13 protein-coding genes are annotated in these 13721 nt (G+C 60.7%); 10 read left to right on the forward strand and 3 right to left on the reverse strand.

All coding sequences use genetic code 11. From position 1 onward, the window contains the following. Nucleotides 1-20 precede the first annotated feature (20 nt). Nucleotides 21-1685: a dihydrolipoyllysine-residue acetyltransferase gene (aceF, locus tag BCY88_RS07395; protein WP_120343628.1), complete on the forward strand. Its 1665-nt coding sequence runs from the start codon at nucleotides 21-23 to the stop codon at nucleotides 1683-1685. Nucleotides 1686-1944: 259 nt separating this feature from the next. Then, a complete protein-coding gene (lpdA, locus tag BCY88_RS07405; RefSeq protein ID WP_120343629.1) occupies nucleotides 1945-3726 on the forward strand; it encodes a dihydrolipoyl dehydrogenase in 1782 nt (593 codons plus the stop codon). Between the two features lie 317 nt (nucleotides 3727-4043). On the opposite strand, the gene BCY88_RS07410 is transcribed toward lpdA, so the two are convergent. Continuing rightward, nucleotides 4044-4616 (reverse strand): phasin family protein, encoded by a 573-nt coding sequence (locus BCY88_RS07410; RefSeq protein ID WP_028199484.1) that lies wholly within the window; start codon nucleotides 4614-4616, stop codon nucleotides 4044-4046. A 412-nt stretch (nucleotides 4617-5028) separates the two neighbouring features. On the opposite strand from BCY88_RS07410, the gene BCY88_RS07415 reads away from it, so the two are divergent. Both BCY88_RS07415 and pbpG read left to right on the forward strand, forming a co-directional pair. Then, nucleotides 5029-5334: a hypothetical protein gene (locus BCY88_RS07415; protein WP_120343630.1), complete on the forward strand. Its 306-nt coding sequence runs from the start codon at nucleotides 5029-5031 to the stop codon at nucleotides 5332-5334. An 87-nt stretch (nucleotides 5335-5421) separates the two neighbouring features. Next, entirely contained in the window at nucleotides 5422-6600 is a 1179-nt protein-coding gene (pbpG, locus tag BCY88_RS07420) for a D-alanyl-D-alanine endopeptidase (RefSeq protein WP_120343631.1), read from the forward strand. A 94-nt stretch (nucleotides 6601-6694) separates the two neighbouring features. Here pbpG and BCY88_RS07425 read toward each other — a convergent pair whose 3' ends face one another. After that, nucleotides 6695-7495 carry an IclR family transcriptional regulator gene (locus BCY88_RS07425; RefSeq protein ID WP_120343632.1) on the reverse strand — a complete coding sequence of 267 codons (801 nt, stop codon included), beginning with the start codon at nucleotides 7493-7495 and terminating at the stop codon, nucleotides 6695-6697. Between the two features lie 180 nt (nucleotides 7496-7675). Here BCY88_RS07425 and BCY88_RS07430 point away from each other — a divergent pair, with 180 nt between their 5' ends. Further along, the gene (locus BCY88_RS07430) at nucleotides 7676-8398 is read left to right on the forward strand and encodes a (Fe-S)-binding protein (protein ID WP_120343633.1); all 723 of its coding nucleotides are present in this window, start codon (nucleotides 7676-7678) and stop codon (nucleotides 8396-8398) included. Between the two features lie 148 nt (nucleotides 8399-8546). Next, complete coding sequence (locus BCY88_RS07435) at nucleotides 8547-9962, forward strand: lactate utilization protein B (protein WP_120343634.1); 1416 nt, start codon at nucleotides 8547-8549, stop codon at nucleotides 9960-9962. 45 nt (nucleotides 9963-10007) lie between these two features. Here BCY88_RS07435 and BCY88_RS07440 read toward each other — a convergent pair whose 3' ends face one another. Beyond that, entirely contained in the window at nucleotides 10008-10580 is a 573-nt protein-coding gene (locus BCY88_RS07440; RefSeq protein ID WP_120343635.1) for a hypothetical protein, read from the reverse strand. Between the two features lie 267 nt (nucleotides 10581-10847). Here BCY88_RS07440 and BCY88_RS07445 point away from each other — a divergent pair, with 267 nt between their 5' ends. The 4 genes from BCY88_RS07445 to BCY88_RS07460 all read left to right on the forward strand — a co-directional run bounded on the left by BCY88_RS07445 (nucleotide 10848) and on the right by BCY88_RS07460 (nucleotide 13677). Continuing rightward, nucleotides 10848-11087: a hypothetical protein gene (locus BCY88_RS07445; protein WP_120343636.1), complete on the forward strand. Its 240-nt coding sequence runs from the start codon at nucleotides 10848-10850 to the stop codon at nucleotides 11085-11087. Between the two features lie 126 nt (nucleotides 11088-11213). Continuing rightward, nucleotides 11214-11711 (forward strand): low molecular weight protein-tyrosine-phosphatase, encoded by a 498-nt coding sequence (locus BCY88_RS07450; protein ID WP_120343637.1) that lies wholly within the window; start codon nucleotides 11214-11216, stop codon nucleotides 11709-11711. Nucleotides 11712-11851: 140 nt separating this feature from the next. Then, entirely contained in the window at nucleotides 11852-12382 is a 531-nt protein-coding gene (iscR, locus tag BCY88_RS07455) for a Fe-S cluster assembly transcriptional regulator IscR (RefSeq protein WP_120343638.1), read from the forward strand. A gap of 71 nt (nucleotides 12383-12453) precedes the next feature. After that, on the forward strand, nucleotides 12454-13677 hold the full coding sequence (locus BCY88_RS07460; RefSeq protein ID WP_120343639.1) for an IscS subfamily cysteine desulfurase: 1224 nt from the start codon (nucleotides 12454-12456) through the stop codon (nucleotides 13675-13677). Nucleotides 13678-13721 lie beyond the last annotated feature (44 nt).

Raw genomic sequence — 13721 nt, forward strand, 5'->3', positions numbered from 1 at the left:
CGGCCCAGGAGACACTAACAATGAGTCAAGCGATCGAAATCAAGGTGCCGGACATCGGCGATTACAAGGACATTCCTGTGATCGAGGTGCTGGTGAAGGCGGGTGATACCGTCGAGAAAGAGCAGTCGCTCGTTACGCTGGAGTCCGACAAGGCGACCATGGACGTGCCGAGTTCGGCTGCCGGCGTCGTCAAGGAAGTGAAGGTCAAGGTGGGCGACAACGTGTCGGAAGGTTCGCTGATCGTCCTGCTGGATGGGGCGGGCGCTGCTGCCGCACCCGCTGCGGCGCCTGCCGCCGCACCGGCTCCCGCAGCACCGGCTGCCGCAGCGGCCCCGGCTGCTGCGCCGGCGCCGGCCGCAAGCGGCGGTGGTCTGCAGGAAGTCAAAGTGCCGGATATCGGCGACTACAAAGACATTCCCGTGATCGAAGTCGCGGTGAAGGTCGGCGATCGCGTCGAGAAAGAGCAGTCGCTGGTGACGCTCGAATCCGACAAGGCGACCATGGACGTGCCGAGCTCGGCTGCCGGCGTCGTCAAGGAAGTGAAGGTCAAGGTCGGCGATAACGTGTCGGAAGGCTCGGTCATCGTCGTGCTGGAAGCGGATGGCGCGGGTGCGCCGGCTGCGGCTCCCGCACCTGCGGCGCGGCAGGAAGCGCTTGAGAAACCGTCGGACGCACCGGCTGCTCCGTCACCTGCTCCGGCCTCGCCGTCCGCGCTTGCACAGGCACCGGTGATTCCGGCTGGCGAAGGCGGTGCGCGCCACGCGAGCCACGCTTCGCCGTCCGTGCGCAAGTTCGCACGCGAACTGGGTGTCGACGTGGTGCAGGTGCAGGGTACGGGTCCGAAAGGCCGCATTACGCAAGCCGACGTGACCGCGTTCATCAAGGGTGTGATGACCGGCCAGCGTGCTGCGCCGGCCGGCGCTGCCGCACCGGCTGCCGCGGGTGGCGGCGAGTTGAACCTGCTGCCGTGGCCGAAGGTCGACTTCACCAAGTTCGGTCCGGTCGATCCGAAGCCGCTGTCGCGCATCAAGAAGATCTCGGGCGCGAATCTGCATCGCAACTGGGTCATGATTCCGCACGTCACGAATAACGACGAAGCGGACATCACCGATCTCGAAGCACTGCGCGTGCAGTTGAACAAGGAAAACGAGAAGGCCGGCGTGAAGTTCACGATGCTGGCGTTCGTGATCAAGGCTGTGGTTGCCGCCCTGAAGCAGTTCCCGACGTTCAACGCGAGCCTCGACGGCGATAACCTCGTGTTCAAGCAGTACTACCACATTGGGTTTGCTGCCGATACGCCGAATGGCCTGGTGGTTCCGGTGATTCGCGACGCGGACAAGAAGGGTTTGATCGACATCGCGAAGGAAATGACCGAGCTTTCGAAGGCTGCGCGTGATGGCAAGCTGAAGCCGGATCAGATGCAGGGCGGTTGCTTCTCGATTTCTTCCCTGGGTGGGATTGGCGGAACTAACTTCACGCCGATTATCAATGCGCCTGAAGTCGCCATTCTTGGCTTGTCGCGTGGCGCGATGAAGCCGGTTTGGGATGGCAAGCAATTTGTGCCGCGTCTGATTCTGCCGCTGTCGTTGTCGTATGACCATCGGGTGATCGATGGTGCTGCGGCGGCGCGGTTTAATGCGTATCTGGGTGCGATTCTTGCCGATTTTCGGCGTGTGATTCTTTGATGTGATGTTGCGCGGGGCGCGGATTGAGTTGTCTCTTATCCGCGTCCCTCTGTAGAACCTGCTTTCTTAGTGGTCTATTAGCGTCGCCCCTGTGCGGGGCGGCACCTACTTTTCTTTGTCTTCCAAAGAAAAGTAGGCAAAAGAAAGGCGCGTCCTTAGGCGGACAGCAAAGGATGTTTCTGTTCGCCGCGCTGCCGGCTTTTAGGCTGCATTTTCGTGGTTCTTCGCCTCATTACGATCAATAAGAGAAGGGGACACTATGAGTCTCGTCGAAGTAAAAGTGCCGGATATCGGTGACTTCAAGGACGTCGATGTCATCGAAGTCAATATCAAACCGGGCGATGTCATCGAGAACGAGCAGGCGCTGATGACGCTCGAGTCCGATAAGGCCTCCATCGAAGTGCCGAGCGATACCGCCGGCACAGTCAAGGAAGTACGCGTCAAAGCGGGCGACAAAGTCTCGCAAGGCACGGTCATCGCGCTAGTCGAAACGTCGGCAGCCGCGGCGCCGGCCAAAGAGGCACCGAAGGCCGCGGCCAAAGAACCTGAGAAAGCGCCCGCGCAAGCTGCCGCCGCTGCACCGAAGGCGGCCGCGCCCGCGCCGCAAGCCGGTAGCTTCTCCGGCAACGCGGATATCGAGTGCGACATGCTCGTGCTCGGTTCGGGCCCCGGCGGTTACTCGGCTGCGTTCCGCTCGGCCGACCTGGGCATGAAGACGGTGCTCGTCGAACGTTATTCGACGCTCGGCGGCGTCTGTCTGAACGTCGGTTGTATTCCGTCGAAAGCGCTGCTCCACACGGCGCTCGTGATCGACGAAGCAGAAGCGCTCGGCGCGCATGGCATCACGTTCGGCAAGCCGCAAATCGATCTGGACAAGCTGCGCGACTTCAAGTCGGGCGTCGTCAAGAAGCTCACCGGCGGTCTCGCCGGCATGGCCAAGATGCGCAAGGTGGAAGTCGTGACGGGCACCGGCTCGTTCGTCGATCCGCACCATATGGAAGTGCAGACCGAAGGCGGCAAGAAGGTCGTCAAGTTCAAGCAGGCCATCATCGCCGCAGGCTCGGAAGCGGTGAAGCTGCCGTTCATTCCGGAAGATCCGCGAGTGGTCGATTCGACCGGCGCGCTCGAACTGCGGCAGATTCCGCAACGCATGCTGGTAATCGGCGGCGGCATCATCGGTCTCGAAATGGCGACGGTCTACGCCACGCTCGGCGCGCAGATAGACGTGGTCGAAATGCTCGACGGTCTGATGGCCGGCGCGGATCGCGATCTGGTCAAGATCTGGGAGAAGTACAACAGCAAGCGTTTTGCCAACGTCATGCTGAAGACCAAAACCACCGCGGCTGAAGCGAAAGACGACGGCATCTACGTGTCGTTCGAAGGCGAAAAGGCGCCGGCCGAAGCACAACGCTATGACCTCGTGCTGGTTGCTGTCGGCCGTACGCCGAATGGCAAGAAGATCGGTGCGGACAAGGCAGGCGTCGCGGTAACGGATCGCGGCTTCATCGACGTCGACAAGCAGATGCGCACCAACGTGCCGCATATCTTTGCGATCGGCGATATCGTCGGTCAGCCGATGCTCGCGCATAAAGCCGTGCATGAAGGCCACGTCGCCGCTGAGGCTGCTCACGGCGAAAAGGCCTACTTCGACGCACTGCAAATTCCGTCGGTGGCCTACACCGATCCGGAAGTGGCGTGGGCCGGCAAGACGGAAGACCAGCTGAAAGCCGCAGGCATCAAGTACGGCAAGGCGGTGTTCCCGTGGGCCGCTTCGGGCCGCGCAATCGCCAACGGGCGCGACGAAGGTTTCACCAAGCTGCTGTTCGACGAAGAAACCCATCGCGTGATCGGCGGCGGTATCGTCGGTCTGAACGCGGGCGACCTGATCAGCGAAGTCTGTCTGGCAGTCGAAATGGGTGCGGACGCAACGGATATCGGTAAGACGATTCACCCGCATCCGACGCTTGGCGAATCGATCGGGATGGCCGCCGAGTTGTATGAAGGCGTCTGTACTGACCTGCCGCCGCAGAAAAAGAAGTAATGCCGCCGGGTCCGCCTGCATGCAGGCGGACCCGATGATGCAAAGGCAAAAAGAAAACGGCGCGCCCTTTATGGGGCGCGCCGTTTTCTTTTGCGGCAAACAGCGTTTGTCGTGAAGCAGCGCATGAAGCATGCGCTGCTCATCTCAGGCAGCGGGAAAAAAAATCCCGGCCTTGCGCCGGGCAAACGATACGCCATTCAACGTATCGGAGCGTTCGGCCAGATAAAACCGTGTGAGCGGCAACGGCACAACGCTGTTGCTTGCAGTAACGCCGGCCCAACCGTGAGGCGGGCCGGCGTAATTTTGATGCCTGAAACTTAGACTGCCTTCTTTGCCGAGCGCGATGCTTGTGCAGCGGCTTGCGAGGCTGCCTTCGAAGCGGCCGTTGCGGCTGCATTGAAGTTGCTTTCGGCGATTTCAACAGCTTGCTTCGTTGCCTTGTGAACCGTTTCGTACGTGGTGTTGGCGGCGGTGATCGCCGACTTGATCACGGCGACAGCGGTTTCCGAACCGGCCGGAGCATTCTTCGCAACGTTTTCGACGAGCGACTGGACCTTGCGGTTTTGCTCTTCGAACTGGGCTTCAGCGACGCGGGTGAATTCACCTTGCGTTGCCGACACGATTTCATACACGTGACGGCCATACGACAGCGCCTTTTCAGCCACCGGCTGTGCGAGGCTTGCTTGCAATGCCAGCAGTTCCTGCGCGTCCTTCACCGACAGTGCGCGTTGGGCATTTTCCTGGCTTTCCGCGAGCGTCGATTTCACGACTTGCAGGTTCAGTTCAACCAGCTTTTCGACGCCTTCAAATGCTTTGGTCGTCAGGCCGAACAACGTTTCAAAGTTGGCTTTCTGGGCTGCAGCGAATTGCTCAGGGGTCAGCAGAGTCATGGTTTACGCTCCTGGGTCGCGGCCTGTCTGTGCGGACCGCATTGGGTTAGTGGCAAGACGTTTTAAGATCGTCTCCCCGGACTACGATGTATGGTGCATCGCAGCAATGGTTCCCATTTTAGGATGGCCGCAACGAATGTCAAGTGTTTTTTGTGCGCCGCACAATGTTGATAAATTGCTGATAAAACAATATGTTATGCAGTAGGCATGACATTCATATGGTGCGGGTTGATTTGCCTGTCGCACCACGCTGGTGCGGGAGAAATCTGCATTTGTTACCGATTTCAGGAGAGGTTTTGACCCCTTGATGACGTGCAACGCTAGCGAGAAAGCAGGGCTGGCGGTTGACAAAAAATCCATCAATTGGGCATCACGATGTAAACCAGAAAGTGTCACGGAACGTTAATGCTCTATGCTGGTCGAATGCGCGTTGGCGGTCTCCAGCAGGCGTTTAACAGCCTTCGGCGAGACCCCCGCGACGTCCGGTGCGTCGGCACGTTGTGCCGGCACGTGGCGCTGGCAAGGCTTGACACGCTGGCGCTCCGACCGTATTTCCCCTGATCAAGGTTGTCTCGAAATTGCCGTTATGCTGAAAGAATCGTCCCGATTCGGGCATGTGACGGCAAAGGCGAGGCGTAACGCGCTGGCGATCGTTTTTTTCGATCGAAGCGCGGCACTTATTTGTGTTTTTGCGATCGGAGCTTACAAGCCGGTTTAAGGAGCGCGTATAAGTGCTTCAAATTGCTAATTTTTCGTTGTTTTACTACACTTGCGGAAACCTCTTGCCGCTCCCTACCGAACACCCATGAAAACCGACATGTTTTCGTCGCTAAAAGTGATCCACGGCGCGGCCCGCAGCACCGCTCTGTCGGTGGCCGCCTCAATGGTCATCGCGGCGGCGTTCGCCACGCCCGTCAGCACTTTTGCCGCCACGCCCGCCACCACGGCAAAAACCTCCAAAAACGCGAAAGCAGCCAAAAAACCGGCAGCCGCAGCCAAAGTGTCGAGCAAGAAGGGCGTCAAAGGCGCCGCTGCGAAGACCGTGGCCGCCGCCGGTGACGACGCGCCGCGCGCGAGCGTCAAGCGTAAGCGTGTGTCGTACACGTCGAACGGCCGTCACCACTCGGTGGTGCGCCGCGTCGCGTACGAACCGCGTCCGCCTACCGTCGGCCAGGCTTTCGGTCTGCACGAAACGCCGGACGCACTGATGCTGCGTTCCAGCGTTGCTTACGTGATCGATCAGAACAGCGGCGAGTCGCTGTTCGACAAGAATTCGCGCGCCGTGGTGCCGATCGCATCGATTACCAAGCTGATGACCGCAATGGTGGTGCTCGATTCGAAAGAACCGATGACCGATCAGATCGAAGTCACCGACGAAGATCGCGACTACGAGAAGAACACCGGCTCGCGTCTGTCGGTGGGTTCGGTACTTTCGCGTGAAGACATGTTGCACATCGCGCTGATGGCCTCGGAAAACCGCGCGGCCGCAGCGCTGTCGCGTTATTTCCCGGGCGGCCGTCCGGCGTTCCTCGCGGCAATGAATGCGAAAGCCAAGCAACTCGGCATGACCGACACGCACTTTGAAAACCCCACGGGTTTGACGAGCCAGAACGTGTCGAGCGCGCGTGACCTCGTGAAGATGGTCAACGCGGCGTATCAATATCCGCTGATCCGCAAGTTCTCGACCGATCACAGCTACGAGGTCTACACGGGCAAGCGTTCGCTGGCATACAACAGCACGAATGCATTGGTGCGTAACCCGACGTGGGACATCGGCCTGCAAAAGACCGGGTTCATCAACGAAGCGGGCGAGTGTCTCGTGATGCAGGCGACCATCCATGGCCGTCCGATGATCATGGTGCTGCTCGACTCGTCGGGTAAATATTCGCGCTTTGCGGATGCAACGCGTCTGCGCACGTGGCTCGACAACGGTGGCGATCAGCCGCGCATTACCAGCGCGGATGCCGGCGGCGCGGGCACCTGAAGCTAATTGGGTATCGTTTGACGGCCGGTTGTCGAACCGGCCAGAAAAAAAGCCTCGCAAACGCGAGGCTTTTTTATTGAGCGCAGCCGCTTGCTTACGCGTGCTGCGGATGCGCCTGCTGTGTCTGCGGGCGATAACCAAGCGACGCGGAAATCAGCAGCGCCGTCTGGCTGAGCTGCGCCAGCCACGAGTCCTGCAGGCGATCGGCCGGGGCGGATAGCGACAGGCCCGCAACCAGCTTGCCGGTGTCGTCGTAAATCCCCGCTGCGATGCAGCGCACGCCCAGTTCCAGCTCTTCGTTGTCGCGTGCGCACGCCTGTTGACGCACGTGCGACAACTCGCGCTCGAGTTTGGTCAGATCGGTGATGCTGTTCTGTGTGTGACCGGACAGGCCGGTACGCGTGGCATAAGCCCGCACGCGGGTCGATTCGTCCGCGGCGAGGAAGAGCTTGCCCACGGAGGTCAGATGCAACGGCGCGCGCCCACCGATCGCTCGCACCACCTGCATGCCGGAACGCTCGGAGTAGGCGCGTTCTATATAGACGATCTCGTCGCCCTGACGTACCGACAGGTTCACTGTCTGCCCAGTTTGACGGTGCAATTCGCGCATCGGCGTAAGCGCTGCGTCGCGTACCGAGAGCCGCGCCTTCACCAGATTGCCCAGCTCGAGCAGACGCATGCCGAGGCGGTAAGTGCCAGGGTCCGACCGGTCGACCAGCCGGCACATCACCATGTCGTTCAGGATGCGGTGCGCGGTGGACGGGTGCAGTTCAGTACGGATGGCAAGTTCTTTCAGGCTGACCGGGTCGCTATGCGCAGCGAGTGCATCGAGCAGGCGCATCATGCGTTCAATCACCTGGATCGAAGTTTTGGGATCCGGGTTCGTATCGCTCATGGGAGGAATCGGTTGACGCGTCAAACAGCGGAAATTGATTGTATCCCGTATTGTGAAAAGAAGGAAAGCGGTTGGAACGCCTATTCCAATTTAATGTGGCATTCGTCCTATGCCTTCCGGACGGTTGGTATTGTGCGTCGAACAGCGGATAATCAGGCACGTTTTCCCGAAGGAGGGCTCATGCGAGTCGGATTGTTCGTCACCTGCCTGATTGACCTGATGCGTCCGGAGATCGGTTTTTCGGTCATCAAGCTGATCGAGGGCGCCGGTTTCGAGGTGATGGTGCCGCCTGCGCAAACCTGCTGCGGGCAGCCTGCGTACAACTCGGGTGAGCGGCGCATCGCGCGCGATCTGGCCGAAAAAACCTTGCGCGAGTTCGAACAGTTCGATTACGTCGTGGTGCCGTCCGGGTCCTGCGGCGGCATGATCCGCGCGCATTACGGCGACCTGTTGGCGGACGATCCGGAACTCATGAACCGCTTTGGCCGCTTGCGGGCCAAAGTCTTCGAGTTGACCGATTTCCTTGTCAATGTGGCCAGGGTGCAATTGCAGCCGGGCGAGTTCGCGGGCCAGGTGACTTATCACGACTCCTGTTCGGGGCTGCGCGAACTCGGCGTCAAGGCGCAACCGCGGGCGTTGCTGGCGCAGGTGGGTGTGGCGGTGACCGAAATGAAGGATTGCGAACACTGCTGCGGCTTTGGCGGCACCTTCGCGATCAAGTACGGCGATATATCCACAGCGATCGTCGACGAGAAATGCGCAAATATCGGTGCGAGCGGCGCCGGCGCGGTGGTGCTCGGCGACCTCGGCTGCATGCTCAATATCGAAGGCCGCTTGCGGCGCACGGGCGACGCTACCACCCGTGTGCTGCACATCGCCCAGGTGCTGGCGGGCGACGTTTAAGCATCGTCGCGGCGCTCATGGCGCGGTGTTTAGTCGGTGGCGTTCAAACAGGCGCGCCTGATTCAACACACTCCATTGCGCGCGCGTCACTCACGCACTTCAAGCGCAATTCCGTCGCGCATTCCAGTCGAATTTGCTCAAGGCCGCCATGCAAGTCCAATCAATGCATTTCAAGGCCCGCGCCGGCCAAAAACTCGCCGACCAGCGTCTGCAGCAGAACCTCACCAAGCTGTCGACCAAGTTCGTATCGGCCCGCGCCGCGTCCATGACGGCGATCGATTTTGACGCCACCCGCGCCGCGCTCAAGGAGCGCCGCAATCGTGCGCTGGAAAATCTCGATGTCTGGCTCGAGACATTCGAACGCGAAGCGACCCGGCGCGGCGTCACGGTCCTGTTCGCCGAGACGACGCAGGAGGCAGCGCGCCTCGTCGCCGATATTGCGCGCCGGCACGAGGTGAAGAAGGTGATCAAGACCAAGTCGATGGTCACCGAGGAAATGCGCCTGAACGAGGTGCTGGGGCAGATGGGTGTGCAGTCGATCGAAACGGATCTGGGCGAATACATTCTTCAGATCAACGACAACGAGCCGCCCAGCCACATCATTGCGCCGGTCGTCCATAAAGATAAGGACGAGATCGCTGATCTCTTCGCCAGAACGCACGGCCGGCCACGCCTGACCGAAATCACGGACATGACCCGCGAAGCGCGCGAAGTGCTGCGCCCGCATTTCATGACCGCGGACATGGGCGTGACCGGCGGCAATTTCGTGGTGGCGCAGACGGGTTCGGTCGTGCTGGTCACGAACGAGGGTAACGAGGGCATGTGCACCGTAATGCCGCGCGTGCATGTGGCCGTGACCGGCATTGAGAAAGTGTTGCCCACGCTGGAAGATCTGGCGACGGCGATGCGCCTTTTACCGCGGTCGGCCACGGGGCAGGCCACTTCGAATTATTTTTCCGTGCTGACCGGGCCGCGCGGCGTGGGCGATCAGGACGGTCCCGAGCATATGTATGTGGTGCTGGTCGACGGCGGGCGCACGGGGCTGATCGGCGGTGACTTCCAGGACATGCTGCGCTGTATTCGCTGCGGTGCCTGCATGAACCACTGCCCGGTGTATCAGAAGGTAGGCGGACATGCCTACGGTTGGGTTTATCCGGGGCCGATGGGCTCGGTGCTGACGCCGAGCTACGTCGGGATCGGCAACGCGCTGGATCTGCCTCAGGCGGCGACTTTATGCGGTGAGTGCAATAGCGTATGCCCGGTGGGGATCCCCTTGTCCGATTTGCTGCGCAAGCTGCGCGAGAAGCAGGTCGAGCGGCGCCTGCGGCCGTGGCGCGAGCGGGTAGGGCTTGCGGTGTGGGGTTTTCTCGCGCTGCACCCGGACGCTTACGCGCTCTTCACCAAGCTGGCGGTTCGCGTGCTCGAACAGATGGGCGGGCGAAATCGTTCGATTACCAGGTTGCCGCTGGGTGGCGCGGGGTGGACCAATACGCGCGATATGCCGGCCCCGGTTGGCCGTACGTTCAGGGAGCTCTACGCCGCGCAGCGTAGCCACATCGGCTGAGCGGGCGGTACCGCGCGCGCTTGCACTTGAGCCTTCCTCGCCGGGTCAGTGATCCGACATGCCAGGCTGGCGGCCGTTATTGCCTCTAGCCCACGCATTGCCTCCGTTGCCGCGCCCACCGCCATTGCCGGCCTGCTGTGGCGCAGGAGACGGCGGGCTGCCTGCTCCCGGACGTGGCGCACTCGATCCGCTCGGCCCTCTCGGTCCACCCACTGCGCCTTGAGGCGGTGGCCCTCCGCGTGGGCCGGCGCCGTTCGGCTGCCCATGCCAGCCGCCGTTATCTCCGCGGTTTCCGTTGTTTCCGTTGTTTCCATAGTTGCCGTTATTCGGCCGGCCCCGATCCGGATAGCCCGGGTAGCCCCGATATCCAGGTCCTGGTCCGTAATAGCGCCCAGGCCCGTCGTAGTAGCCGGGCCCTGAGTAATTGCCATAGCCCATGTACACGCTGGTTTGCGGCACGACCGGCACGCCCGTGGCGTAGCCGTCGTAATTGCCATAATCGCTGTAGCCGCCGCCATAGCCGTTGCCGACCATGGGTGGGCCGTCCGGATAGACTGCGCAACCGCCTAACAATGCGGCAGCGACTGTCAGGCCGGCGAGTGGAGCAAGAGGTTTCATTGAGACGACCGGTGCGAAGTTTTCATTTCTGTAAGACAGCTATTATCGCCAACCGTCGCGCCAGCTTTGTATGTCTTTGTAAGGATTTCTCTTTCGCGCCACGACGCACGTCAACCTTGTGCGCCGCAAGCCGGTCCATGGACTGTTCCACTCGGAGCAACGCTGTATCTCGCCCCTGTGGGTTTTTCCCGATTGTGAATTCCTATAGCATTTCGACTGGGCATAGTGCGTCACGAGCGCACGAGCCCCAATCGGAGAAACAGCATCATGAAAAAGATAATATCGGTGTACTGGCCCCTCGCCATCGTTGTGCCGCTTGCTGCGGCAGCCTATTTGCACATCTGCGGCAATGAAGCTATGCGTTCGTCGCAAGCGCCGCTCGCTGCTGATCAACTGACTGCGGAACTGGCGCGTGCCGTGTCATACGGCATGGTCGACAGCGCTGCGACGTTGCCGGCCAAACCCATGCGCGCCGTCACGGCAATGCCGCTGGCTGAAGCGTCCTAATGAAGCGTCTTAAGTTGTAAGCAACCTGAGCGGCCGGCTTCCGGCGCGATTTGGCGCGGCTTTGTATAATCGCGCCACCGTTTCTTAACTGTCGATCCACGGGCGTTTAGCGCCCGGAAGCCTCTGATGAAAACCGTGTCCGTCTGCTTTGTCTGCCTGGGGAACATCTGCCGTTCACCAACTGCGGAAGGCGTGATGCGCCGTCTGGTCGGGGAGGCGAGGCTCGAGGAGTGGATTCTGATCGATTCCGCTGGCACGGGTGACTGGCACATCGGCCAGCCGCCGGACGAGCGCGCGCAAGTTGCCGCAGGCCGGCGGGGTTACGAGCTTGCTGCCTTGCGTGGGCGGCAGATCACCGCAGCCGACTTCGAGCGCTTCGATTTGCTGATCGCGATGGATGACAAAAACGTCGGCGCGCTGCGCCAGGTTTGTCCGGCTAAGCAGCGTGACAAAATCCGCCTGCTGATGGAGTTCGTGCCTGAAGGCGACGATCGCTGGGGCGGCGCGCGAGAAGTGGTCGACCCCTATTTCGGCGGCGCGGAAGGGTTCGAGCAGGTGTTGGATCAATGCGAGGCGGCCTGCCGCGGGCTGATCGCAGCGTTGCGCCCCCAACTGATTGCATGAGTGTGGCGGCGGTCGGCCAGCGTCGGCTGCGCTATTCAGTAATTAAGCAAATGACCCAAATCACGATAGGGATACTTGACTAATTCACTCATGTATTTATACTTGACCAAACTTGTCGAGAATTGCGGTCCCCACACCATATGAGACTCACCACAAAAGGCCGTTTCGCCGTCACGGCGATGATTGACCTGGCACTGCGCCAGGAGCAGGGCCCGGTGACGCTTGCGGGTATCAGCCAGCGCCAACATATCTCCCTGTCTTATCTCGAGCAGCTGTTTGGCAAGCTGCGTCGTCACGAAATCGTCGAATCCGTGCGCGGACCCGGCGGCGGCTACAATCTGGCCCGCCGCGCTGAAGACGTGACCGTCGCCGACATCATCATCGCTGTCGACGAGCCGCTCGACGCCACCCAGTGCGGCGGCAAGGGCTCGTGCGAGGGTACCAAACAGCACGACGGCCACTGCATGACGCACGAATTGTGGTCGACGCTGAACCAGAAAATGGTCGAGTACCTGGATTCGGTCTCCCTGAAGGATCTGGTCGATCAGCAACGTTCGCGCGAAGGTGCGCCGGCGGTCTTGCGTGACCGCCGCAATGAGGCGCCGGCGGTCGAACCCGCTCGCGCCGTGCCGAAAGGGCCCAATTCAGTTTTCAACATGGCCAGTTCCTAGGCGCGGCAATCTGAACGCACAGCCTGATCAGGAACCCAGAAGCCAGAGCAATGATGTCCCCGGAGCAATTGATGAATAACGACACTCTCCACCTGCCCATCTACATGGACTACAGCGCGACGACGCCGATCGATCCGCGTGTGGTGGACAAGATGATTCCGTACCTGCGTGAGCAGTTCGGCAACCCCGCGTCGCGCAGCCACTCGTATGGCTGGGATGCGGAACGTGCGGTCGAAGAAGCGCGCGAGAACGTCGCTGCGCTGGTGAATGCCGACCCGCGCGAAATCATCTGGACCTCGGGCGCCACGGAGTCGGACAACCTCGCGATCAAGGGTGCTGCGCACTTCTACAAGAGCAAGGGTAAGCACATCATCACGGTGAAGACCGAGCACAAGGCTGTGCTCGACACCTGCCGTGAACTCGAGCGCGAAGGCTTCGAAGTCACGTATCTGGACGTGAAGGACGACGGCCTGATCGACCTCGAAAAATTTAAAGCCGCATTGCGCCCGGACACGATTCTGGTGTCGGTCATGTCGGTGAACAACGAGATCGGCGTGGTTCAGGACATCGAGGCGATCGGCGAGATCACGCGTGAAAAAGGCATCATTTTTCACGTCGACGCGGCGCAAGCCACGGGCAAGATCGAGATCGATCTGCAGAAGCTGAAGGTCGACCTGATGTCGTTCTCGGCGCACAAGACGTACGGTCCGAAGGGCATCGGCGCGCTGTACGTGCGCCGCAAGCCGCGTATCCGCATCGAAGCGCAGATGCATGGCGGCGGTCACGAGCGCGGCATGCGTTCGGGCACGCTGGCTACGCACCAGATCGTCGGCATGGGCGAAGCGTTCCGTATCGCTCGTGAAGAAATGGCGACGGAAAACGAACGTATCCGCATGCTGCGCGACCGTTTGCTGCGCGGCCTGTCGGAGATGGAAGAAACGTATGTGAACGGCGACATGGAAAAGCGTGTGCCGCATAACCTGAACATTAGCTTCAATTTCGTCGAAGGCGAATCGCTGATCATGGCGGTGAAGGACGTGGCGGTGTCGTCGGGCTCGGCGTGTACGTCGGCTTCGCTGGAACCGTCGTACGTGCTGCGCGCGCTCGGCCGTAACGACGAGCTGGCACATAGCTCGATCCGTTTCACGGTGGGGCGCTTCACGACCGAGCAGGATGTCGATTACGTGATCAACCTGCTGAAGACCAAGATTTCGAAGTTGCGCGACTTGTCGCCGCTGTGGGAAATGCACAAGGACGGGATCGATATTTCGACCATCCAGTGGGCAGCGCACTGACGCGCCAGTCTGGACGTCGAATTTATCGAATTGCAATTTGCAGG

The sequence above is a fragment of the Paraburkholderia fungorum genome (assembly GCF_003610895.1).
Lineage (GTDB): Bacteria > Pseudomonadota > Gammaproteobacteria > Burkholderiales > Burkholderiaceae > Paraburkholderia > Paraburkholderia fungorum_B.

Excerpts from the sequence above, each read along its gene's own strand:
- aceF (WP_120343628.1), top strand. The coding sequence starts at position 21 with ATGAGTCAAGCGATCGAAATCAAGGTGCCGGACATCGGCGATTACAAG.
- lpdA (WP_120343629.1), top strand. The coding sequence starts at position 1,945 with ATGAGTCTCGTCGAAGTAAAAGTGCCGGATATCGGTGACTTCAAGGAC.
- BCY88_RS07410 (WP_028199484.1), bottom strand. The coding sequence starts at position 4,616 with ATGACTCTGCTGACCCCTGAGCAATTCGCTGCAGCCCAGAAAGCCAAC.
- BCY88_RS07415 (WP_120343630.1), top strand. The coding sequence starts at position 5,029 with ATGCTGGTCGAATGCGCGTTGGCGGTCTCCAGCAGGCGTTTAACAGCC.
- pbpG (WP_120343631.1), top strand. The coding sequence starts at position 5,422 with ATGAAAACCGACATGTTTTCGTCGCTAAAAGTGATCCACGGCGCGGCC.
- BCY88_RS07425 (WP_120343632.1), bottom strand. The coding sequence starts at position 7,495 with ATGAGCGATACGAACCCGGATCCCAAAACTTCGATCCAGGTGATTGAA.
- BCY88_RS07430 (WP_120343633.1), top strand. The coding sequence starts at position 7,676 with ATGCGAGTCGGATTGTTCGTCACCTGCCTGATTGACCTGATGCGTCCG.
- BCY88_RS07435 (WP_120343634.1), top strand. The coding sequence starts at position 8,547 with ATGCAAGTCCAATCAATGCATTTCAAGGCCCGCGCCGGCCAAAAACTC.
- BCY88_RS07440 (WP_120343635.1), bottom strand. The coding sequence starts at position 10,580 with ATGAAACCTCTTGCTCCACTCGCCGGCCTGACAGTCGCTGCCGCATTG.
- BCY88_RS07445 (WP_120343636.1), top strand. The coding sequence starts at position 10,848 with ATGAAAAAGATAATATCGGTGTACTGGCCCCTCGCCATCGTTGTGCCG.
- BCY88_RS07450 (WP_120343637.1), top strand. The coding sequence starts at position 11,214 with ATGAAAACCGTGTCCGTCTGCTTTGTCTGCCTGGGGAACATCTGCCGT.
- iscR (WP_120343638.1), top strand. The coding sequence starts at position 11,852 with ATGAGACTCACCACAAAAGGCCGTTTCGCCGTCACGGCGATGATTGAC.
- BCY88_RS07460 (WP_120343639.1), top strand. The coding sequence starts at position 12,454 with ATGAATAACGACACTCTCCACCTGCCCATCTACATGGACTACAGCGCG.